This window comes from Streptomyces sp. NPDC048171 (assembly GCF_043202655.1).
GTDB lineage: Bacteria > Actinomycetota > Actinomycetes > Streptomycetales > Streptomycetaceae > Streptomyces.
In genome coordinates this window covers 53,239-73,890 of sequence record NZ_JBIDAU010000009.1, presented here as the reverse complement: position 1 = coordinate 73,890, position 20,652 = coordinate 53,239, and the positions used below count along the sequence as shown (strand labels likewise).

Below are 20,652 nucleotides of genomic sequence, written 5' to 3'. Positions count from 1 at the left end.
GTGACACCGCCGGGAGTGGCCGGCCCGGCCCGTTAGGGTCGTCCGCATGGCTACTCCCGACTTCATCCGCGACCTGCGCGTCACCGCCGGACAGCAACTTCTCTGGCTCCCCGGAGTCACCGCCGTCGTCTTCGACGACGAGGGGCGGGTATTGCTGGGCCGACGGTCCGACAACGGGCGATGGTCACTGATCGGAGGCATCCCCGAGCCCGGCGAGCAGCCCGCCGCCTGCGCGATGCGCGAGGTGGAGGAGGAGACCGCCGTTCGGTGCGTCGTCGAGCGGCTGGTCCTCGTCCAGGCGCTGAGTCCGGTCACTTACGACAACGGGGACGTCTGCCAGTTCATGGACGTCACCTTCCGCTGCCGTGCCGTGGGCGGTGAGGCCCGGGTCAACGACGACGAGTCGCTGGAGGTGGGCTGGTTCGCCGTGGACGCGCTGCCGGAGCTGGGGGAGTTCGGGCAGGTCAGGATCAAGCAGGCGCTGTCCGACGCACCCACATGGTTCGACCCCACTGCCCCCTACTGAAGTATGGGGCGTGCCCACATGGGGAGCGGGGCGGGCGCTGCCTAGGGTCGGGGACATGACCTCGCCCAGCGTCCTCCCGGCCCCCCACGCCTCCACGCTCGACCTCGACGGCCGCACCGCCCTCGTCACCGGCGCCGCCGGGGGCATCGGCCGTGCCTGCGCCCTGCGCCTGGCCGCAGCCGGGGCCCGGGTCAGAGCGGTCGACCGGGACGAGGCCGGACTGGACGCGCTCGCCGAGAGCAGCACCGACCTCGCGGGCAGCGTCCTGCCCCAGGTCCTGGACCTGACCGACCTGGACGCCGCCGAACGCGCCGCCGCCGGCACCGACCTCCTCGTCAACAACGCCGGGATCCAGCTGGTGCGGCCCATCGAGGAGTTCCCCCCGGACGTCTTCCACACGGTGCTCACCGTGATGCTGGAGGCGCCCTTCAGGCTGATCCGCGGCGCCCTGCCCCACATGTACGGGCAGGGCTGGGGCCGCATCGTCAACATCTCCTCCGTGCACGGCCTGCGCGCCTCCGCCTACAAGTCGGCCTATGTCGCCGCCAAGCACGGCCTGGAGGGCCTGTCCAAGACCGCGGCTCTCGAGGGCGCTGCCCACGGCGTCACCTCGAACTGCGTGAACCCCTCCTACGTGCGCACCCCGCTCGTCGAGCGGCAGATCGCCGACCAGGCCCGGGCCCACGGCGTCCCCGAGGAGCAGGTGCTCACCGACGTGCTGCTCCAGGACAGCGCGGTGCGGCGGCTGATCGAACCGGACGAGGTCGCCGAGGCGGTCGCGTACCTGTGCGGGCCGCAGGCGTCCTTCGTCACCGGCACCTCACTCGTGCTGGACGGCGGCTGGACGGCGCACTGAGCCGGGACCCGGTCCTCACACCGGCCGGCCCGGCGGCGGCCCCTGTGGACGGGGTTGTCCACAGGGCTGCCGGGACGATGGCGCGATGGGGAATCCTGTGAGCATGTCCCGCGATCACCTGCAGTCCACCGAGCGCCCGGCCGCCGAAGCCGGAGCGCTGGCCGGCGACGCCGACGTCCCGGTGTCCGCCGCCGTCGAGACGCCGTTCCTGGAGCTGCTGGCCCGGGGCGCGTCCGCCGAGGCATACGAGCAGCCCGTACTGCTCGCCCGCGCCGAGGGAGGACCGGCCGGCCGGATCGACGCGCTCGACCGGGCCAAGCAGCTCGCGCTGCGCGTGCGCTCCGAGCTGGAGGGCCGGCGCAGGCGGGAGGCGGAGCTGTCCGCGCTGTTCGAGACGGCCCACGACCTCGCCGGGCTGCGCGACCTGGACGCGGTGCTGCGGGCGATCGTGCAGCGGGCCCGCTCCCTGCTCGGCACCGACGTGACCTACCTCAGCCTCCACGACGCGGACCGCGGCGACACCTACATGCGGGTCACCGAGGGCTCGGTCGCCGCCCGCTTCCAGCAGTTGCGGCTCGGCATGGGGGAAGGGCTCGGCGGCCTCGTCGCCCAGACCGCCCGGCCCTACGTCACCGACGACTACTTCAAGGACGCCCGCTTCCAGCACACCCGCACGATCGACGCGGGCGTGAGCGACGAGGGCCTGGTCGCCATCCTCGGCGTGCCCCTCATGCTCGGCCACCACGTCATCGGCGTGCTCTTCGCCGCGGACCGGCGGGCCCGGGTCTTCGAGCGGGAGCAGATCGCCCTGCTCGGTTCCTTCGCCGCCCTCGCGGCAGCCGCGATCGACACCGCCAACCTGCTCGCCGAGACCCGCTCGGCCCTGGCCGGCCTGGAGCGGGCCAACGAGATCATCGGGGACCGCAGCGCCGTCATCGAGCGCGCCTCCGACGTCCACGACCGGCTCACCGAGCTGGTCCTGCGCGGCGGCGGGGTGCACGACGTGGCCGCCGCCGTCTCCCAGGTCCTGGACGGCACCGTCGAGTTCACCGAGGCCGTCTCGGCACCGGCGGGCGCCCTGGAGGTGTCCCGCGCCGAGGGACACGCGGTACGGCACGAGGACGACTGGATCGCCGCCGTCGCCGCCGGTGACGAATTGCTCGGCGCCCTCGTCCTGCGCGGCCACCCCGGACTCGACCCCGTCGACCAGCTCACCCTGGAACGTGCCGCGACGGTCACCTCGCTGCTGCTGCTCGCCCGGCGCTCCGCCGCCGAGGCCGAGCAGCGCGTCCGGGGCGAGCTGCTCGACGACCTGCTCGACGCCCGCGACCGCGACCCGCGCCTGCTGGGCGACCGCGCGCGGCGGCTCCGCGCCGACCTGGCCGCCACCCACGTCGTGCTCGCCGCCCGGCTCGACACCGCGGCGTCCGACGCCGACCAGGAGGCGGACGCGCGCAGGCGCCTGTGGGCCGCCGCCTCCCACCTCGCGGCGACCCGGCACGGCCTGGCCGCCGCCCGGGACGGCGGCACGGTGCTCCTGCTGCCGCTCGACGCCGGTGACGGGGCCACGGACCTGGCCCGCCGCACCGCCCGGCATCTCGGCCGGGCCGTCCACGAGAGCGTCACCGTCGGCGCCTCCGCACCCGTGGAGGACCTCGCCGCCCGCCCCGCCGCCGTCGCCGCCGCCTACACCGAGGCCCGGCGCTGCCTCGACGCCCTGGGCCTGCTGGGCCGCTTCGGGGACGGCGCCGCCGCCGAGGACTTCGGCTTCCTCGGCCTGCTGCTGGCCGGCGAGCAGAACGTTCCGGGTTTCGTCGAGCGCACCATCGGCCAGGTCGTCGCCTACGACGAGCGGCGCGGCACCGAGCTGCTGCACACCCTCGACGCCTACTTCGCCTGCGGCATGAGCCCGGCCCGCACCAAGGACGAGCTCCACGTCCACGTGAACACGGTCGCCCAGCGTCTGGAGCGCGTGGGCCGCCTCCTCGGCGACGACTGGCAGAGCCCCGACCGCGCACTGGAGATACAACTGGCCCTCAGACTCCACCGGCTGTCCCTCCCGGCACGGCAGTGACCCCGCACGCACGGGCGTACGGGGCCGGTACCGGACGGGCGGGACGGGCTCAGATCGAGCGCGCCCCCTGCGCACGGGAGGCCTTGACCGGCCCGTCCTCGTCCTCGGAGGACGACATGGGCTCCGCGAGGTCCCGGTTGCGCGTCTCCTTGGCCACGCCCACCGCGACCAGGGTCAGCAGGACGGAGGCGATCACATAGAGGGAGATCGGGGTGGAGCTGTCGTACTCGGAGAGCAGCGCGGTGGCGATCAGCGGCGCCGGAGCACCGGCCGCGACGGAGGCGAACTGAGCGCCGATCGACGCCCCGGAGTACCGCATCCGGGTCGCGAACATCTCGGAGAAGAAGGCGGCCTGGGGCGCGTACATGGCGCCGTGCAGCACCAGCCCCACGGTCACCGCGAGCAGCAGACTGCCGAAGGCGCCGTGGTCGATCAGCATGAAGAACGGGAACATCCACAACCCCACGCCGGCCGCGCCCAGCAGGTACACGGGCCGTCGGCCGATGCGGTCCGACAGCGCGCCCCAGGCCGGGATGACCGCGAAGTGCACTGCCGACGCGATCAGGACCGCGTTGAGCGCGGTCTGCTTGGAGAGGTCGGCCGCGGTGGTGGCGTAGACGAGGATGAAGGCGGTGATGACGTAGTAGCTGATGTTCTCCGCCATGCGCGCGCCCATCGCGATCAGCACGTCGCGCCAGTGGTGCCGCAGCACGGCGACGATCGGCATCGGCTCGGCCTTCGCCCTGCGCGACTCGGCCTGCGCCAACGCCTGCTTGAAGACCGGTGATTCGTCGACGGACAGCCGGATCCACAGACCGACCATGACCAGTACGCCGGAGAGCAGGAACGGTATCCGCCAGCCCCAGCTGTTGAACGCGGAGTCCGACAGCACGGCGGTCAGCAGCGACAGCACACCCGTGGCCAGCAGCTGCCCCGCCGGCGCCCCGGTCTGCGGCCAGGACGCCCAGAATCCGCGCCGCCGCGCGTCCCCGTGTTCGGACACCAGCAGCACGGCGCCGCCCCATTCACCGCCGAGGGCGAATCCCTGCACGAGCCGCAACACGGTCAGCAGCACGGGAGCGGCCGTGCCGATCGTCGCGTGGGTGGGGAGCAGCCCGATCGCGAAGGTCGCACCGCCCATCATCAACAGGCTCAGGACCAGCAGCTTCTTGCGCCCGAGCCGGTCACCGTAGTGACCGAAGACCAGGGCACCCAGCGGCCGCGCGGCGAAGCCGACGGCGTACGTCAGGAACGAGAGCAGCGTGCCGACCAGCGGGTCGGAGTCCGGGAAGAACAGCTTGTTGAAGACGAGGGCGGCGGCGGAGCCGTAGAGGAAGAAGTCGTACCACTCGATGGTGGTGCCGATGAGGGACGCGGCGACGATGCGCTTGAGGTTGTTCGGGGCTGGTGGAGCGCTTGCTGGCGACGACATCGGCACCACTTCCTGGGGATGTGCGGGGACGATTGGTTGTCGCCATACCGTAGGAATCTGCAGGTCAGGCGCACATGTGGCCGGGCAACATAGTTCGAGGGTCAGCTATGCGCGTGGCCACCATGTCGACTATGGAGAGGGCGGTTCAGGGTGCTCAAGGCGGTTGCACCGAGCATCGTCCAGGACGCGTAGTTCAGAGTGATTTGACGGTGCGGTGCTGACTCCTGTGCTGGTTGAAGGCCCACGTCATCACCCCCTCCCGCGCTGACTTGGTGCTGACTACGCCGCGTTGAAGTCCGTCATCTGGGGCGGATCGGACAGCTGCTGCCGCCTGGTCCACCATGGAGCTGGGGCCTGTGGACCCGAGGATAGGGCTCTGCGACGGACGGAACGGCCGGCCTGCGCTTGTGGACATCCCACACGAGTCACGATGCCGCCGTTGACCGGAGGAGGCCGTCACTCAGTCCGATCCGTGGACGCTGCGCTGGTTGCTGGGCCGACTTGGCCCGCACCTGGCCTGGATCGTGGTCCATGATCTGTGGTGTCGGCGCGTGCGAGTCCTGCGGCACGACATGGACACGCTGCGCGACCAGTTGGCCCCCGCACAGACCGCCCAGGCGGAACAACGCGAGTTCCAACTGCGCGACGGCCGACGTTTGCAGGCCCCCCAGGCCACGGAGGAACCCTGCTCTCGAACGTCAGGGAGCGAGTCCGTGGGGAAGAATGACTCGGCTCCGGTCACCTCGTAGGGCAGTTGGTCCCGGAACGGGCTGTCCCCGGCCGCATTCCCGTGAAACCAGTCGCGGTTGTACAAGGTGATGGGGCCGAAGGCGGGCCTCATGCCTCATTGAGTCATGCCTCTCTCTTCGGTGACACCTCGCCGCTGAGCCGGACGGTCGATGCTCATCCCGCACGGCGCCGCGACGCTCGCCGGATCAGGTCGTCGCTCCGATAGAATTCGTGGACGAATGACCTGGCGGAGCGGTACTTCCCGGCGAAGGCGGACATGGTGCCTGACATCGCGCCCTTGCGGGGACGACACGGCGAGTTGGCTCAACTGGAAGCGCTGGTGAGCCGTGCCCGGGGAGGCCGCGCCGGTGCCCTGGTCGTCTCCGGCGAGGCCGGTGTCGGCAAGACCGCGCTCCTGGACCACCTCACGGCACGGGCCGCGGCACAGGTCCGCACCGAGCGCGTCGTCGCCTCCCAGTCCGAGATGGAACTTGCCTACGCCGGCCTCCAGCAGCTCTGCGGACACATGATGGGTTCCGCCGCCCGGTTGCCGGTCCCGCAGCAGGAAGCGATCGAGGTGGCGTTCGGCCTGCGCAGCGCGGCCGCCCCGAGCCCGTTCCTCGTGGGCCTGGCTCTGCTGGGGCTGCTCACCGAGGCTGCCGAGGAGCAGGCACTGCTGTGCGTCGTCGACGACGCACAGTGGCTCGACCAGGCGTCCGCGCGAGCCCTCGCCTTCGCCGCCCGGCGTCTGGACGCGGAGGGCATCGCCTTGGTGCTCGCCATGCGGCAGGTCGACCCGGTGTTCGCGGGCCTGCCCCACATGATCGTCGAAGGGCTCGGTCACGAGGACGCGTACGCACTGCTGCGCCTGGCCGTACCCGGTGGTCTCGACCTGCGGGTACGCGACCAGTTGATCGCGGAGGCCCGCGGCAATCCCCTCGCCCTGCGCGAACTGCCCCGGGCCCTGAGCCCGGCCCAGATCGCCGGCGGGTTCACCCTGACAAGTTCCCTGCCGCTGGAAAGCCGCATCGAGCAGAGCCTCGTCGTCCAACTCGCCCCGCTGCCCGAGGCGGCACGGCTCCTGCTGCTGCTGGCAGCCGCCGAGCCCACCGGTGACCCGGCGCTGCTGTGGCGGGCGAGCGCCGTGCTGGGACTGGGGCCGGAGGCCTTCGACGCGGCCAAGGACGCCGAGGCGTTCGTCGTCGGTACCCGTGTCGGCTTCCGTCATCCGCTGGTGCGGTCGGCCGTGTACCGGGCGGCGACACCGGGGGACCGGCGTCGGGTCCACGCCGCTCTGGCGGACGTCACCAGCGCCGAGCACGACCCGGACCGCCGGGCCTGGCACCGCGCCAATGCCACCCTGCAACCGGACGAGGAGGTCGCCGCCGATCTCGAGAAGTCCGCCGTGCGTGCGCGAACCCGCGGTGGCGCGGCGGCCGCCGGCGCGTTCCTGGAGCGGGCGGCGGAGCTCACGCCCTCGCCGTTCCACCGCGGGCAGCGGCTCATCGCGGCCGCCGAGGCCAAGCACGACGCGGGCGCGTCGGAAGCGGCCCTGCGTCTGCTCGGGTCCGCCCGCGTCCTTCCGCTCACCGCGCTGCAGGAGGCGCTCGTGGTGCGGCTGCGCGCGCGGGCCGGATACGCGCTACGGCGTGACCACAGCGGGGCGCAGCACCTGCTCGACGCGGCACGGGGACTCGAAGGGCTCGACCCGGTTCTCGCCCGCGACACCTACATCGAAGCCCTCGCGGCGGCGACCTACGGCGGCAGGCTCGCTGACGCCGAGCAGGTGACGGCCGTCGCACACGCGATCCTCGGCGCCACGTCCGCCGCCGACGAGACCGACCGGGCACGGGACCTGATCCTGCGCGGGCAGGCGCTGCTCGCTACCGAAGGGCAGACGGCGGCCCTCCCCACCCTGCGACGGGCCCAGCGTGCCTTCCTCGAGCAGGCGCCGGACTCCCTCGAACTGCACTGGATGTGGTTCGCCTCCCGCGCCGCTCAGGACCTGTGGGACCCCGCCGGGCTGCGTGCGCTCGCCGACCGGCAGGTCGAACTCGCCCGTGCCGAAGGCCTCGTCACCGTCCTGCCGATCGCCCTGAGCCTGCTGATGCTGGTGCAGATGACCGACGGTGACCTGGACGGGGCGGAGGCCTCCTGCGACGAGATCGACGCCATCAAGGAGGTCACCGGCAATCCGCTGCCGCCGTACGGGCGGCTCCTCCTCGCCGCGTACCGGGGGCAGGCCGACGAGGCGGAGCGCCTGGCCGAGCAGGTCCGGGCCGACGGGCTCGCCCGTGGCGAGGGACACGCGCTGAGCGCGGTCAACCTCTCCGAGGCGGTCCTCTACAACGGCCTGGGTCGCTTCACCGAGGCGGTGGCCAGCGGCCGGCGCGAACTGCCGTACACCCGCGAACTGAACCTCGCGATGCGCACACTGCTCGAACTGGTGGAAGCGGCCGCGCACACCGGTGAGCGCGCGCTCGCCGAGCAGGCACTGGAGCAGTTGGCGGGCGTAACGCGGCCGGTGGGCACGAGCTACGCGCTGGCCGTCCTGGCGATGGCCGAGGCGCAACTGCGTGCGGGGGACGACGCCGAGCAGCTCTTCCTGGACGCGATCAAGCGGTTTGAGCACGAGCGGATCCCGATCTGGGCGGGGCGTTGTCGCCTGCTGTACGGCGAGGCACTCAACCGTCAGGGGCGGTCCGCCGAAGCGCGCGAACAGCTCCGCACCGCGCACAGGGTGCTGTCAGCCCGTGGACTGAACGGATTCGCTCAGCGCGCCGCGGACGAACTGCGCGCGAGCGGTGAGACCTTGCGGGTCCACACCCGAGAGTCGGCGGCGCGGCTCACCGAGCAGGAACTGAACGTGGCGCGCCTGGCCCGCGAGGGGCTGACGAACCGGGAGATCGGCGCCCGGCTGTTCATCAGCGCGCACACCGTCGAGTACCACCTGCGGAAGGTCTTCGTGAAGCTCGGCATCAAGCGGCGCACCGAGCTGAAGCCCGCCCTCGCCGGACTCACCGCGAGCGCGTCGAGCGCATGAAGGCCCGGGCCCAAGGGCCATAGGACTCCTCGCCCGCTTCCGTACACCGGCGACGGCCCGCGTCACGCGCCGCGAGCCGTCGCCCGCCCGCTCACTGCCCGGCGGCCGGCGCTGCTACTTGCTGAGCCACAGGTCGGGGCCGAACACCTCGTAGTGGATGGCCCTGGGGCTCAGCCCATGGGCGATCAGGTCGGTGCGGACGGCCTTCATGAAGGACAGCGGCCCGCACAGGAACGCGGTGGTGCCGGGGGACGGGGACAGACCGGAGAGGTCGGCCCAGCCCTCGTTGACGTGGTCCGCCGAGGCGTCCGGGTGGTTCGCGGTGTCCTCGTACCACAGGTGCAGTGAGGCACGGGGCAGTCGCTCGACGAGCGCAGTGAGTTCCAGCCGGTGCGCGTGGTGAGCGGGGGAGCGGTCGGCGTGGACGACGGTCACCGGCCGCTCGGGCGCCGTGGTGGCCAGATGCTCCAGCATGGCGAGCATGGGGGTGACGCCGATGCCCGCGGAGGCCAGCAGCAGCGGACCGTCGCCCTCGGGCAGCAGGAGGTCACCGAAGGGCAGGGACACCCGTAGGACATCACCGGGGCGGGCGTGGGTGTGCAGCCACGTGGACACCTCCCCGTCCGGCACCTGTCCGTCCACGGAGCGCTCGCGCTTCACGGTGAAGCGCCAGGTCCCGCCACCGGGGGCGCTGGAGAGGCTGTACTGCCGTATCTGGTGTGCTCCGTCGGGCAGTTCGGCCCGCACGCTGATGTACTGGCCGGGGACGAACGGACGGGTGGGTGTGCCGTCGGCGGGGCGCAGGACGAAGGAGGACGTGTCCGGGGTCTCCTCGTGGCGTTCGACGATCTCCATGCTCTGCCAGACGGAACCGTCCTCGACGTCGGCCCGGGCGTACAGACGCGCCTCCATGGCGATGAGGGCGTTCGCCATCAGCCAGTACACCTCGTCCCAGGCGGCGGCCACCGCCGGGGTCACGGCATCGCCGAGGACCTCCGCGACGGCCGCGAGGAGGTGGCGGCCGACCAGGGTGTACTGGTCGGACGTGATACCGAGGGACGCGTGCTTGTTCGCGATGCGGCCGAGTACGGCGTCGGGGCGTTCGTCCGGGTGTTCCACGAGTGCGGTCGCGAAGGCGGCGACGGCACCGGCCAGTGCCTCGCGCTGGACGCCGCTGGCCTGGTTCGCGCGGTTGAACAGGCCGCGCAAGAGCTCGGGACGTTCCTCGAACATGCGGCGGTAGAACAGGTCGGTGATCGTGCCGAGGGAGGCTCCGACGGCGGGGAGCGTGTCGCGGACGATCAGGGCCGACTGACTGGAGAGCATGCCTACTCCAAACTGGGATCTCAGATGCTTGTTATGTGACGTGCCGCCAACCGTCTGTGTGGCCCGTCTTCTCAGTGAGACCGGACAGCGGCCAGACTTGTGACGCCAAGTCAGGAACCGACCGCTGACGGACGACGGTCAAGCCGTAGACCGGCTGCCGGAGCTATGCGTTCCGAGGTTCGCGGACGACTCCCTGGGCATGGAGGAACGCGAGGACGGAGGCGTCGAACCGTGTGGGCTGCTCGAGGTGCGCGAGGTGCCCGGCCTCCTCCAGGACCGTCAACTCGGAGTTGCACAGGCCCTCGTGCAGCAGGGCGGCCCATCGTGGCCCGCAGATGAAGTCGTGACGCCCCGCCAGGACCAGAGCCGGTGGGGCGAGGAGGGGGAGTTCGTCCCGGACGTCGAAGGGGGACTCCTCCCCGAGGGAGGGGGCCGCGTACATGCGCAGCGTCCGACGAGCGGGCGCGAACTCGGATTCCCTGCCCCAGTAGTCGTGGAGATAGGCCGGCATCAGTGTGCGCAGGACGGCGGTGGCGCCGTCGTCGTCCAGCAGACCGAGGCGCGTAGTGAGGGTAGCGGCGTAGTCCGCGACCTCCGGATGGTGCTCGACGTGGTCCTTCGCGAACCGTTCCATGGCGGTGACTGCCGCCGACCAGAATTCCATGTCCGCGACCGGTGAGGTGTCGTAGAGAACGAGGGCGGTGACCTGTGCGGGGTGGTCGAGGGCGTACCGCTGGGCCACGAAGCCACCGTGGGAGTGACCGAGCAGGGCGAACCGTGGCACGTTCAGGTGCTGGGCGACGGCGTGCAGAAAGTGCGCGTACGTGGCCACGGTGTACTCGCGCGGATCCGGGAGCCGGCCGGAGTCGCCCGTGCCGACCGGTTCGACGTAGACCATGGTCAAGGAGTCCTCGAGACCGGGCATGCGCAGGTAATCCCAGCCGATGCCCGGTCCGCCCGAATGAGCGAGGCACACGGGGCCCGAGCCTGCGACGTGGTAGCGCAGTGCCACGCGGGCGGGACCGTGCGGCACCGTGATCGTGTGCGTGCCGGGAGACAGGGGGGCGGAGGGATCTTCGGGTGTACGCGGGAGAGTTCCCGGCCGATGCGTGTGCTTCACGTCGTCCCATGATCCGTGAGGGTCGGAAACCTCGCAAGGAAGAACACAACGAGTGATCACACTGTTATGCACTCCGTCACGACCGAGTGGCGCCTCGCCGTCCCCTCTCTCGCGAGCGAGAGATACGATGGTGTGACACGATCTGCCGCTCGCCGGGGCGTCACCACGGTGGCTTCCCTCGAGGGGTGGCCGCGGCGTCGTGGGCATGAGGCGGCGCACCTATGGCTGGAGCACGGAATGGATGCGAAGGACGAGGCCGAGCGCGGCCTGACGGTCATTCAGGACTACCTGTACTGGGACTCCCACCGCCGGGCCGCTCACCACCGCGCGGTGGAGTTCGCCGCACACGTGCCCGGACTCAGCGAAGAACAGAAGGCCGACCTGGAGTGGTGGTACGTCGAGGAGCAGATCAGGGTCTCCCGCGCCATCGCCCATCACCTCACCGAGCAGATCACGATGGTGGAGGCGCGGCACACCAGACGTTACGCCCGGCTGCGCCGGATGTCCCGCGTGGCGCTGGCCGTACTCGCGGCGACCGCGATCGTTCTGCTCGTCTCCCTCGTCCTGGTGGCGGCTGGCTGAGCGGCTGGGCCCCACCGCTTCCGCCGGCTCACTCCGACGCCTCGAGGACGAGCAGCAGTTTGCGCAGCGCGCCGACGACGACGACGCGCTCCCGCGCGTTGAGCACGGACAGCAGCTCACGCTCCACCGCCAGGTGACCCTCCAGCCGTCGGTCGAACTCCTGCCGCCCCTGCACCGTCAGCCTGACCAGCGAGCGCCGCCGATCGTCGGGTGATGCGGTCCGGACGATCCAGCCGTCACGCTCCAGCCGGTTGAGGCGGCCGCTGAGACCGGCCGAGGAGACCACGAGGTGCCGCATCAGCTGCCCCGGTGTCAGGGCGTGCCCGGGAGCCGCCCGGCGCAGGGTCTGCAGCAGGTCGAAGTCCCCGACATTGGCGATGGTCCTGCCGGGCTGACGGCGCAGCCGCTCCTCGAACAGTTCCTCGGCCAGGCGAGCCGCGCGCAGCAGTCGCGCGAGTACCTCGCTGGAGGAGACGTCCACGTCCGGTCGGCGTTCCTCCCACTCGCGCAGCATGGAATCCACACTGTCCCCACGATCCGGGCACGGTTCGACCGCGGATCGCGACGCCGGATCCTCCGCTGAGGGGGAGAGGTCGGGAGACACGCACCGGTCGTTCACGACTACCAGTATGGAGCGCCGGAGGGGCCTTTGCGTCCAGTGCGTCCAGCCGGTGAGCCACTCGAACTCACACCGTTATGGAGGAAGATCGAGACGGCCATGACGGTGTCTTCGGATCGTGTGAGTTGCGGTAGACTCGTCACAGTGTTCACGGCGTTGGGTTGGGCACCCCACACACGACGCCGGGAATGCTCCCCTGCCACTTAGAGCCTGGCGGGGGTACTGTGCCCCGGGCGCCCACCGATCCCCCGCGAGTCGGCGTCCGGGGCCAGTCTCGTCGGCCGGAGGGCAGCCGAGATCATCCGGCGCGGTAGAGGCCTCGACCGCTGCGCCGGACACGCGAGGTGCCGACGAGCCGGTCGAGTGTGCTGCGGACGGCGTTGATGCTGCCGCTGTCGGTGGCACGCCCCAAGGCCACCGCCACGTCCCGGGCGCGCACGTCGGCGTCGCCGACCTGTGCGAAGTACTCCAGGATCTGTTCGGTCAGTCTGCCGTACGAGCGCTCCGTGCCGGCTCTCGGCCGGGGCGCGGCCTGAGCCGGACCTGGGACTCGGCGCCGAGCAGCGCCGCCGGCGGTCTCGGCTCCGTCCTCCGAGGCCGGAGCTTCCGAGGCCGGAGCCTCCGAGGACGGAGCCGCCGAGGGGGACGCCATGGCGACTTCCAGAGCCCCGAGGGCCCGTTGAACGGTGTCGAGATGAGCGACGACGGCGGCCAGCTCCCTCTCCAACGCCCGCCTCTGCAGCTCCAGACGGCCGAGATCTGCCTGGAGACTCTCAGCCGTCACTTCGATGCCGCGTGTCGAGCGAGATGCCGGAACCATGTTTTCCTTCAAGGAGTGCTGGAACGTCATCATCGGGTGGGTCCCATTGTCGCTGTGATGAAGATGTGGTGGCGATTTGATGGAAGCCCGCCTGCCAATTGTTGCCACTGACACGCGGAAGCGCAACGGGTGAGCACACAGTGGGCACCGAGTTCCCGACCGTCGACGCCCTCGGGCGGCCTCCTCACAGGTGCCGGACCGCTCCGTGTCCGTCGGCGGGCGGGCGGGGGCGGTTCCACCCGCGCAGCTTGTCCGGGTTCAGAACGGCCCACACGTGTGTGACGCGCTGGTCGGTGACGTCGAAGCTGATGACGGCGGCGACCCGGTCGTGGTGACGCACGACGATCGCGGTGCGACCGTTGGCCGCCTGGAGGTGGAGGACGGTGCCGGGGCGGGGGGCGAGGAGGGTGAGGAGGGTCCGGGCGACGTGCCGGTCGCCGTGCACCGGCCTGGTCAGAGCCCGGATCTTGCCTCCGCCGTCGAAGAACGCGACGGCGTGCCGGGACATCAGGGCCACCAGATGCCGCGTGTCGTTGAGTACGCAGGCCTGCCGGACGGCGTGGACGATTCTGTCGTGCTGGTCCGACGGGGTGGGACGCGCACCGTCGGCACGCAGGCTTCGGCGGGCGCTCTCGGCCAGCTCGGCGCACTCGTGCGGGGTCCGCCCGACGATGTCGGCGACCGTCCGAGGGGGCATGGCGAAGACGTCGTTCAGCACGAAGACCGCCCGCTCGGACGGGGAGAGGGCGTCCAGGGCGCTGAGCAGGACGTCGCTGACCTCCTCCGACAGAGCCCGGTCGGGCTCGATGCCGATGCCGATGCCGTCGCCCGCCCCGCCCGGGCCCGGCAGTTGGCCTGCGGGTGCGGACAGGCGCGCCAGACAGATGATGCCCGTGCTCTTGGTCAGCCAGGCACGAGGATCGCCGATGCCGGATCGCTGGGCGTCGGTCAGGCCGAACCACCGCCGGTAGGTCTCGGTGACGGCTTCTTCGGCCGTCGTCCCGGCGCCCAGCATCCAGCGAGCGACGTCGATCAGATGCTGTCGCTCCTCCAGCAGCTCCGCGAGCGGCGTCGTGTCACCGGTTCCACCCATGAGGTGTCCTTCCTCTACCGGCACCACAACGCCACCACCGCGGTCGGCTGGCCGTGCCCTCGGCAGAGCAGACCGCCCAAGCACGGATCATGTGACAACAGGAGACTGCGACGGAGGCGAAAGCGGAGGCGGTGACGGGGACGAAAGGGCGACACAATCGTGTGACACGATGTGACGTCGCCGACCGAAGGCGATCTCGTCGCCCACCGAAGAAAGGTCCACCATGCCCGCGATCCTGATCCACGGCGTTCCCGACACCCACCACGTGTGGGACGGAGTGCGCAGTCATCTGACCAGATCCGACGTGGAAGCCTGGGACCTGCCCGGCTTCGGCGCCGAGCGCCCCGCCGAGTTCGGTTCCACCAAGGAGGAGTACGTCGACTGGCTCGTGCGGCGACTGGAGCGGGTCGGTGAGCCGGTGGACCTGGTCGGGCACGACTGGGGTTGCATCCTCACCCTCCGCGTCGCCTCCCTGCGCCCCGACCTCGTGCGTACCTGGGCCGGAGGCAACGGGCCGGTCAACGCCGGGTATGTCTGGCACCCATTGGCCAGGATCTGGCAGGACCCGGTCCAGGGCGACCGGTACATGGCCGAACTGCGTGCCGAGCCCTTCGCACAGGAGGTGGCGGCCGGCTTCGACGTACCCCTCCACCAGGCTAGGGAGATGGCGAGCCGCGTGGACGAGCCGATGAAGGACGCGGTGCTCAGGCTGTACAGGTCGGCGCTCACCATGGGAGCGGAGTGGGAGCCGGAGCTGTCCGGGGTGTCCGCGCCGTGCGTCGTTTTCTGGGGAGCCCGGGACCCCGCCTGCCAGATCGAGTTCGGGCGCCGGCTGGGGGACTCCCTGCACTCCAGTGAGGTGGTGGAGATGGACTGCAACCACTGGCCGGTGCTCCAGCGCCCGGCGGAGGTCGCGGAGATCCTGGAGAAGCACTGGAGCGCGCACGCCGCCACGTGATCGCAGGGCGGGGACGCCGGCACCGCCCCGTGCTGTCACACGGGACGGTGCCGGCCGGTCTTGAAGGGTGAAGCCAAGAGAAACAGAGGACACCGTGCGTGAGATCGTGATCGTGGGCGGCGGTTACGCGGGTTTCTACACCGCGTGGGGCCTGGAGAAGAAGTTGCGGCGGGACGAGGCCCGGGTCACCGTCGTCGACCCGCGCCCTTACATGACGTACCAGCCGTTCCTGCCCGAGGTGGTCGCAGGGTCGGTGGAGGCCCGTCATGCCGCGGTCTCGCTCCGGCGGCACCTGCACCGCACCCGCCTGATCGCGGGTGCGGTCACCGAGATCCGCAACAGCGCGCACACGGTGACGGTCCGGCCGCAGTCCGGGCCGGAGTTCGACCTCCACTACGACATCTTGGTGATGACCGCGGGGGCCGTCACACGCACCTTCCCGATCCCGGGACTGAGTGACCAGGCGTACGGGCTCAAGCACGTCGAGGAGGCCGTGGCGATCCGCGACCGGCTGCTCACCTCCTTCGACCGCGCGGCGACCCTGCCGCACGGGCCCGAACGCCGTCGGCTGCTCACCGCCACCGTCGTCGGTGGTGGCTTCTCCGGGGTCGAGGGGTTCGGCGAACTGCTGAGCCTGGCCACCGCGTTGCTCAAGCACTATCCCGAGATCGGTGCGGAGGAACTCGCCTTCCACCTGGTCGAGGCACGGGGGCGCATCCTGCCCGAGGTCACCGACGGGCCGGGGGAGTGGGTGGTGCGCTCGTTGGAGAAGCGGGGTGCGCGGGTGCATCTGAACACCCAGCTCGTCTCAGCGAAGGACGGTCGCGTTGTGCTGTCGGACGGATCGGAGTTCGACTCCGAGCTGCTCGTGTGGACGGCGGGCAACGCCGCCAACCCGATCGTGCACAACCACACCGACCTCCCCGTCGACGCACGAGGTCTGCTGATGGTGCGCGCGGATCTCCGCGTCGGGACGGAGAGCGAGGTCGTGGCGGACGTGTGGGCGGCCGGTGACGACGCCTCCGTGCCCGATCTCGCCGCTGGCCGGCCGGACGCCCGCACGGTGCCCAACGCCCAGCACGCCGTCCGACAGGGCAAGCGGCTGGCGAAGAACATCCTGGCGTCACTGCGCGGTCGGCCCGCCAAGGACTACGTGCACCGCAGTCTCGGCGTGGTGGCCACCCTCGGGCTGGGCCGTGGCATCTTCCAGTATCGGCGTCTGGTCATCAAGGGATTCCCGGCGTGGCTGATGCACCGTGGTTACCACGTGTTGGCCGTACCGAGCTGGGAGCGCAAGGTAAGAGTGTTCACCGTCTGGGTGACTGCCGCCTTCTTCGGCCGCGACGTCATCTCCCTCGCCTCGGTCCAGCACCCGAGGGAGGCCTTCGTCTCCAGCGGTGACCCCCGGCGAGGCGAGAAGTCGACGGACGCGGACGCCGTCGCCGGATGACCCCCCGCGGGCTCCGTGGAGCCCGGGGACACGGCAGGGCGGCTCAGCGCTTGGCGGCGCGGTACAGACCGCGGCCCACCCGGCGGACACGGGACTGGCCGACCAGACGGTCGAGCGTGCTCCGGACCGCGTTGATGGTGCCGCTGTCGGTGTCCCGGCCCAGTGCGGACGCCACGTCCCTGGCACGGACATCGGTGTTTCCGGCGTCCGCGAAGTAGGTCAGGATCTGTTCGGTCAGCTTCCCGTACGACTTCGAGCCGTCGGCGTCACCGGCGCCGGAGGCGTCCTCCGCACGGTCACCGTCACCGTCACCGGCACCGTCCTCAGCCTCGTCGGCGGACGGCACGGGTGCGGGTGCCACCGTCGTCGGCACCTCCGCGGCCACGTCCGCCGGACGGGCCGCGGGGGCCGGGGGAACGGACTCCGGCATCAGGGCCTGCAGGGCGCTGAGGGCCCGTTGCACGGATCCGAGGTGAGCGGTGACCGCGGCCAGTTCCCGCTCCAGTGCCTGCTTCTGGATCTCCAGACGCGTCAGGTCCTCCTGGAGGCCCTCGGCGGTGATCTCGATGTTGCGAGCCTTGGGGGTCACGGAGACCATGCGTTCCTCTCGTTCTCACCCCTGGGTCTGGCGGGGCCGCCCGATGCGGGCTCCGTCACTCGGCCCGCCACCGGGGGAGGATACCCGTACCGCCGGGAAACGGCTCACGTCGGGCGGCGAGCGCGGTGGGCCGGAGGCACGACGACCATGTCCGTCACAACGCGCCACCGGGCCCGCCCGTCCGCTGTGTCAGGCACGCCCCCGCTTCGAGTGGTCGGGCCCGGTGTCGCTCGCCTGCTCCTCGGGCGTCTCTCCGTCGGTGGGCCCGGTCGTCGGGCGCTGCAGTCGCCGCAGGGTCTCGGAGACCGCGTCGATGCGTGCGTCCACCGAGTCGATCGCCTCTCGGAGCAGGCTCAACCGCCCTTCGAGCAGGGCGGCCTCCGCCGCCAGTGACGCGGTGGCGGCGGCGGGATCGGTCTGTCGGTCAGTGCTTCGGGACATCCCTCGTCCTTCCTCAGCTCGTGCCGTCGGCTCGTGGACCGTCGACATCGCATTGACCGAACAGTGGCGAGCGCTGTGACAGCCCTGTGCGAGGTCCGCGCGTGACCGTGGTGGGCAGCCGGCGGGGCCGACGACGTGGGCTCCGGCGGCTGCGGCACGCGTCGTGTGGGGCATGCTGAGTCCTTTCGGGAAAGGGGTGTGTGAGTGGGTGCCACGGGTAGGAGGACCGCATGGCTTGCCCGTACGACACAACACGCTGTACTGCCCCGGATGCAACGTCGGACAGAGTGTGACCGTGTGAAGATGTGTGGTGTTGTGTGGGAGGAAGATTTCCGCGCAGCCCCCGGGGGACATGGATGCGGCCGTTGCGGTACCGCAGGTAACGTAGTCAGGCGCGCTGTGCGGGAACCGCATGCAGAAGGCGAGTCGTCACGAGGACGAGTCGTTCAGGAGGAGGAGACGGTATGGAGCCGGAGATCGACACCATGCCGATCGGGGAGCTGCTCGACGAGCGGCGGCACCTGCTGGACGTCGCGCACTGGATGCTGGGCAGCGGCACCGTCGCCGAGCACGTGACCGACGAGGCGTACCGGGAGTGGTACGCGCTCTCCGAGCACCAGCGGGAGGGCATAGGCGTCCCGCGGGCCTGGCTGACCCGTGTCGTGGGCAGCATCTCCCTGGCACGACTGACCCTGTCCGGTCGCGGCCAGGACCCGAGGGCTCCCGTGGGCATGGGGAGCCTCGGAGTGTCCGACCCGGCTCTGGAGGATGCCCTCGGCGCGCTGTGGGCCGGGGCGTTGGAGGCGCTCACACCCGCCGAGCGGGCGGCTCTCGTACTCAACGACGCCTTCGACAGCGCCGTCGCGGAACCCGTGAGCACCGCTGGACCGGCAGGCCGGGACCGGTCGGGACCGGCGGACGCCGAACCATTGGACGCAGCCCGGCACAGCCTCCGGCTCAGGGCCGCACGCCCCACGCCACCGCGCGTCGAGGAGGCGCTGGTCGACGCCGTACGGCAGGCGTGCGCCGACGAGGACGCGGACCGTCTGGCCGGCCTGCTGGCCCCCGATGCCGTCGCGTTCTACGACGGCGGAGGCAAGGTCCGCACACTGACACAGCCCGTCGTAGGCGGCCCACGGGTCGCCCGGAGCCTTCTGACCCTGCTGGCCCGGCACCCGCGCACCACTCTGCACACCCGTCCCGTCAACGGGCGCACGGGTCTCGTCGCCCGCTACGACGGCCAGGTCGCCGGCGTGGTCTGCCTCGACCTGGCCGGCTCACGAGTCGTACAGGTCTGGGTCGTGCTCAATCCCGACAAGTTGCGCTCCTGGAACCGAGCCTGCGCCTGACCTGCATCGTTCCGCCGCTGACAGCCAGATCCGTGGCCTGCTCAGACGCAGAGGGCGGGCACGGAGCGGTGACGGGTGCGGGAGTTCAGGAATGCGGCGATCTTGGCCGGGTTGAAGACCCACATCACCTGGTGGATGCCGCGGGACGTGGCAGCGACCGTCATGAAAGTGGCGGGTCGGCCGTCCCGGTGGATCAGGATGCCGCCGCGTCCGTTCGCCTCGACCGGTTCGGCCTCGACCGTGGGCCAGAACCGCGGGTGGGCGGTGGACAGGTTCGCCACGCGGGCACGGCCCAGGACGGGCACCCGCGCAGCTCCCCGGATTCCGTTGCCGTCGGACAGACTGACCGCGTCAGGGGTGAGCAGCGCCTCCAGGCCGGCGACGTCACCCTGCCGGGCGGCGGCGACGAACGTCTGGAGCAGCGTCCGGTGCTCTGCGGCGTCGACGCTGTCCCGCTGGTCCTCGGCGAGGTGTCTGCGGGCCCGGCTCACGATCTTGCGCACGTTGACGGGGCTGAGGCCCAGGATGCGCGCGATGTCGGGGTAGGCGTAGTCGAAGGCCTCCCTCAGGACGTAGGCGGCCCGCTCGGTCGGGGAGAGCCTCTGCAGCACCAGGAGCAGGGCGAGTTCCAGTGCCTCCGCCCGCTCGGCACCGACCTCCGGGTCGTTGCTGGTGTCGACGGGCTCCGGCAGCCACGGACCGATGTAGGTCTCGCGGCGGACGCGGGCGGACTGGGCCACGTTGATGGCCAGCCGGGTGGTGGTGCTCGATAGGAACGCCACGGGGCTGATCACGAGGGTGCGGTCGGTGCGCTGCCAGCGCAGCCACACTTCCTGAACGACGTCCTCGGCCTCCACCGCGCTGCCCAGCACGCGGTAGGCGATGCCGAAGAGGCGGGGCCGGAGTTCGACGAAGACGGAAACGGCCTCGCTCAGATCGCCTTCCACGGGGGTCGCCTCTGGATGCATGATCCCGGGTCTCCGTTTCTCTGGTGCCGGTGTGTGCGGAGGCGGTCGGACGACTCTTCGTCATGACCGCCGGAGCGCCGGCCCGGCGTACTCAGGGATCGGCAGGGCGCGGTGCTCACCTTCGCTCCTGACGACCGGCGGCGCCGACGTTTCGTTACACCTTTGCGTGGACTTTTTCACGGATCTTGCTGACCGGCGCACGGCTCTGCCCGGAGGCGGTCTCGCCCCGCTGACACGCGGCATGGCGGAATGTCACATTCGCATCGACCGCCCGGTCTTCCAGTGAAAGCGACGCTGTGCAACCCGAGTTATTCCCGCAATACCTTGGTTCGACGAGCTGCCCCCTCGAACCGGTATCCGTTTCTCATACAGGAGACAATTCATGGATTGGCGTGTAAGAGGCCTCTGCCTGACCGAGGACCCCGATCTCTTCTTCCCGATCGGCGGTCTCAACAGCGGGCCGGCGGTGATACAGACGGACGAGGCGAAGGCGGTCTGCCGCCATTGCCCCGTCACCCGGCAGTGCCTGGCGTGGGCCCTCGACGTCGGGCCGGTCGAGGGGATCTGGGGAGGCACCACGGAAGGGGAGCGCCGCGCCTTGCGACGGCGTGCGGTGCGCGCGTCGCGCGCGACGGACAGCGCCGCCTGAGCGGCCGGACGACGCGCGG

Annotated in this window: 18 protein-coding genes; 9 read left to right on the top strand and 9 right to left on the bottom strand. The window is 71.0% G+C overall.

The annotated features are described in order from the left end of the window. Nucleotides 1-46: 46 nt before the first annotated feature. The 3 genes from ACGF3J_RS25235 to ACGF3J_RS25225 all read left to right on the top strand — a co-directional run bounded on the left by ACGF3J_RS25235 (nt 47) and on the right by ACGF3J_RS25225 (nt 3,456). Nucleotides 47-526: an NUDIX domain-containing protein gene (locus ACGF3J_RS25235; RefSeq protein WP_161327050.1), complete on the top strand. Its 480-nt coding sequence runs from the start codon at nt 47-49 to the stop codon at nt 524-526. A gap of 55 nt (nt 527-581) precedes the next feature. Continuing rightward, entirely contained in the window at nt 582-1,382 is an 801-nt protein-coding gene (locus ACGF3J_RS25230; RefSeq protein ID WP_393854879.1) for a 3-hydroxybutyrate dehydrogenase, read from the top strand. A gap of 103 nt (nt 1,383-1,485) precedes the next feature. Beyond that, complete coding sequence (locus ACGF3J_RS25225; RefSeq protein ID WP_393854878.1) at nt 1,486-3,456, top strand: helix-turn-helix domain-containing protein; 1,971 nt, start codon at nt 1,486-1,488, stop codon at nt 3,454-3,456. A gap of 49 nt (nt 3,457-3,505) precedes the next feature. On the opposite strand, the gene ACGF3J_RS25220 is transcribed toward ACGF3J_RS25225, so the two are convergent. Then, nucleotides 3,506-4,888 carry an MFS transporter gene (locus ACGF3J_RS25220; protein ID WP_161328112.1) on the bottom strand — a complete coding sequence of 461 codons (1,383 nt, stop codon included), beginning with the start codon at nt 4,886-4,888 and terminating at the stop codon, nt 3,506-3,508. 1,006 nt (nt 4,889-5,894) lie between these two features. On the opposite strand from ACGF3J_RS25220, the gene ACGF3J_RS25215 reads away from it, so the two are divergent. After that, complete coding sequence (locus tag ACGF3J_RS25215; protein ID WP_237552468.1) at nt 5,895-8,660, top strand: AAA family ATPase; 2,766 nt, start codon at nt 5,895-5,897, stop codon at nt 8,658-8,660. A 114-nt stretch (nt 8,661-8,774) separates the two neighbouring features. On the opposite strand, the gene ACGF3J_RS25210 is transcribed toward ACGF3J_RS25215, so the two are convergent. Together ACGF3J_RS25210 and ACGF3J_RS25205 are read right to left on the bottom strand one after the other, a co-directional pair. Continuing rightward, nucleotides 8,775-9,986 carry a globin domain-containing protein gene (locus tag ACGF3J_RS25210; RefSeq protein ID WP_161328113.1) on the bottom strand — a complete coding sequence of 404 codons (1,212 nt, stop codon included), beginning with the start codon at nt 9,984-9,986 and terminating at the stop codon, nt 8,775-8,777. Nucleotides 9,987-10,149: 163 nt separating this feature from the next. Continuing rightward, entirely contained in the window at nt 10,150-11,019 is an 870-nt protein-coding gene (locus tag ACGF3J_RS25205; protein ID WP_393854877.1) for an alpha/beta fold hydrolase, read from the bottom strand. Between the two features lie 324 nt (nt 11,020-11,343). On the opposite strand from ACGF3J_RS25205, the gene ACGF3J_RS25200 reads away from it, so the two are divergent. Next, entirely contained in the window at nt 11,344-11,688 is a 345-nt protein-coding gene (locus ACGF3J_RS25200; protein WP_161328115.1) for a hypothetical protein, read from the top strand. Nucleotides 11,689-11,716: 28 nt separating this feature from the next. On the opposite strand, the gene ACGF3J_RS25195 is transcribed toward ACGF3J_RS25200, so the two are convergent. The 3 genes from ACGF3J_RS25195 to ACGF3J_RS25185 form a co-directional block, all read right to left on the bottom strand. Further along, complete coding sequence (locus ACGF3J_RS25195) at nt 11,717-12,202, bottom strand: MarR family winged helix-turn-helix transcriptional regulator (RefSeq protein WP_237552470.1); 486 nt, start codon at nt 12,200-12,202, stop codon at nt 11,717-11,719. Nucleotides 12,203-12,605: 403 nt separating this feature from the next. Further along, nucleotides 12,606-13,127 carry a hypothetical protein gene (locus ACGF3J_RS25190; RefSeq protein WP_393854876.1) on the bottom strand — a complete coding sequence of 174 codons (522 nt, stop codon included), beginning with the start codon at nt 13,125-13,127 and terminating at the stop codon, nt 12,606-12,608. Nucleotides 13,128-13,311: 184 nt separating this feature from the next. Beyond that, nucleotides 13,312-14,220 (bottom strand): RNA polymerase subunit sigma, encoded by a 909-nt coding sequence (locus tag ACGF3J_RS25185; protein WP_161328118.1) that lies wholly within the window; start codon nt 14,218-14,220, stop codon nt 13,312-13,314. A 223-nt stretch (nt 14,221-14,443) separates the two neighbouring features. Between ACGF3J_RS25185 and ACGF3J_RS25180 the strand changes: the two genes are divergently transcribed. Both ACGF3J_RS25180 and ACGF3J_RS25175 read left to right on the top strand, forming a co-directional pair. Further along, the gene (locus ACGF3J_RS25180) at nt 14,444-15,178 is read left to right on the top strand and encodes an alpha/beta fold hydrolase (protein ID WP_161328119.1); all 735 of its coding nucleotides are present in this window, start codon (nt 14,444-14,446) and stop codon (nt 15,176-15,178) included. A 94-nt stretch (nt 15,179-15,272) separates the two neighbouring features. Next, nucleotides 15,273-16,628, top strand: coding sequence for an NAD(P)/FAD-dependent oxidoreductase (locus ACGF3J_RS25175; RefSeq protein WP_161328120.1), 1,356 nt, complete (start codon nt 15,273-15,275; stop codon nt 16,626-16,628). Between the two features lie 43 nt (nt 16,629-16,671). Here the strand turns inward: ACGF3J_RS25175 and ACGF3J_RS25170 are convergent, their stop codons facing one another. Together ACGF3J_RS25170 and ACGF3J_RS25165 are read right to left on the bottom strand one after the other, a co-directional pair. Next, nucleotides 16,672-17,226, bottom strand: a complete 555-nt coding sequence (locus tag ACGF3J_RS25170) for a hypothetical protein (protein WP_161328121.1) — start codon at nt 17,224-17,226, stop codon at nt 16,672-16,674. 189 nt (nt 17,227-17,415) lie between these two features. Further along, a complete protein-coding gene (locus ACGF3J_RS25165; RefSeq protein ID WP_161328122.1) occupies nt 17,416-17,667 on the bottom strand; it encodes a hypothetical protein in 252 nt (83 codons plus the stop codon). 464 nt (nt 17,668-18,131) lie between these two features. Here ACGF3J_RS25165 and ACGF3J_RS25160 point away from each other — a divergent pair, with 464 nt between their 5' ends. Further along, nucleotides 18,132-19,016 (top strand): RNA polymerase subunit sigma, encoded by an 885-nt coding sequence (locus tag ACGF3J_RS25160; protein WP_161328123.1) that lies wholly within the window; start codon nt 18,132-18,134, stop codon nt 19,014-19,016. Between the two features lie 41 nt (nt 19,017-19,057). Here the strand turns inward: ACGF3J_RS25160 and ACGF3J_RS25155 are convergent, their stop codons facing one another. Next, complete coding sequence (locus ACGF3J_RS25155; RefSeq protein WP_202557924.1) at nt 19,058-19,984, bottom strand: RNA polymerase sigma-70 factor; 927 nt, start codon at nt 19,982-19,984, stop codon at nt 19,058-19,060. A 382-nt stretch (nt 19,985-20,366) separates the two neighbouring features. Between ACGF3J_RS25155 and ACGF3J_RS25150 the strand changes: the two genes are divergently transcribed. Then, complete coding sequence (locus ACGF3J_RS25150; RefSeq protein WP_161328124.1) at nt 20,367-20,633, top strand: WhiB family transcriptional regulator; 267 nt, start codon at nt 20,367-20,369, stop codon at nt 20,631-20,633. Nucleotides 20,634-20,652: the final 19 nt, after the last annotated feature.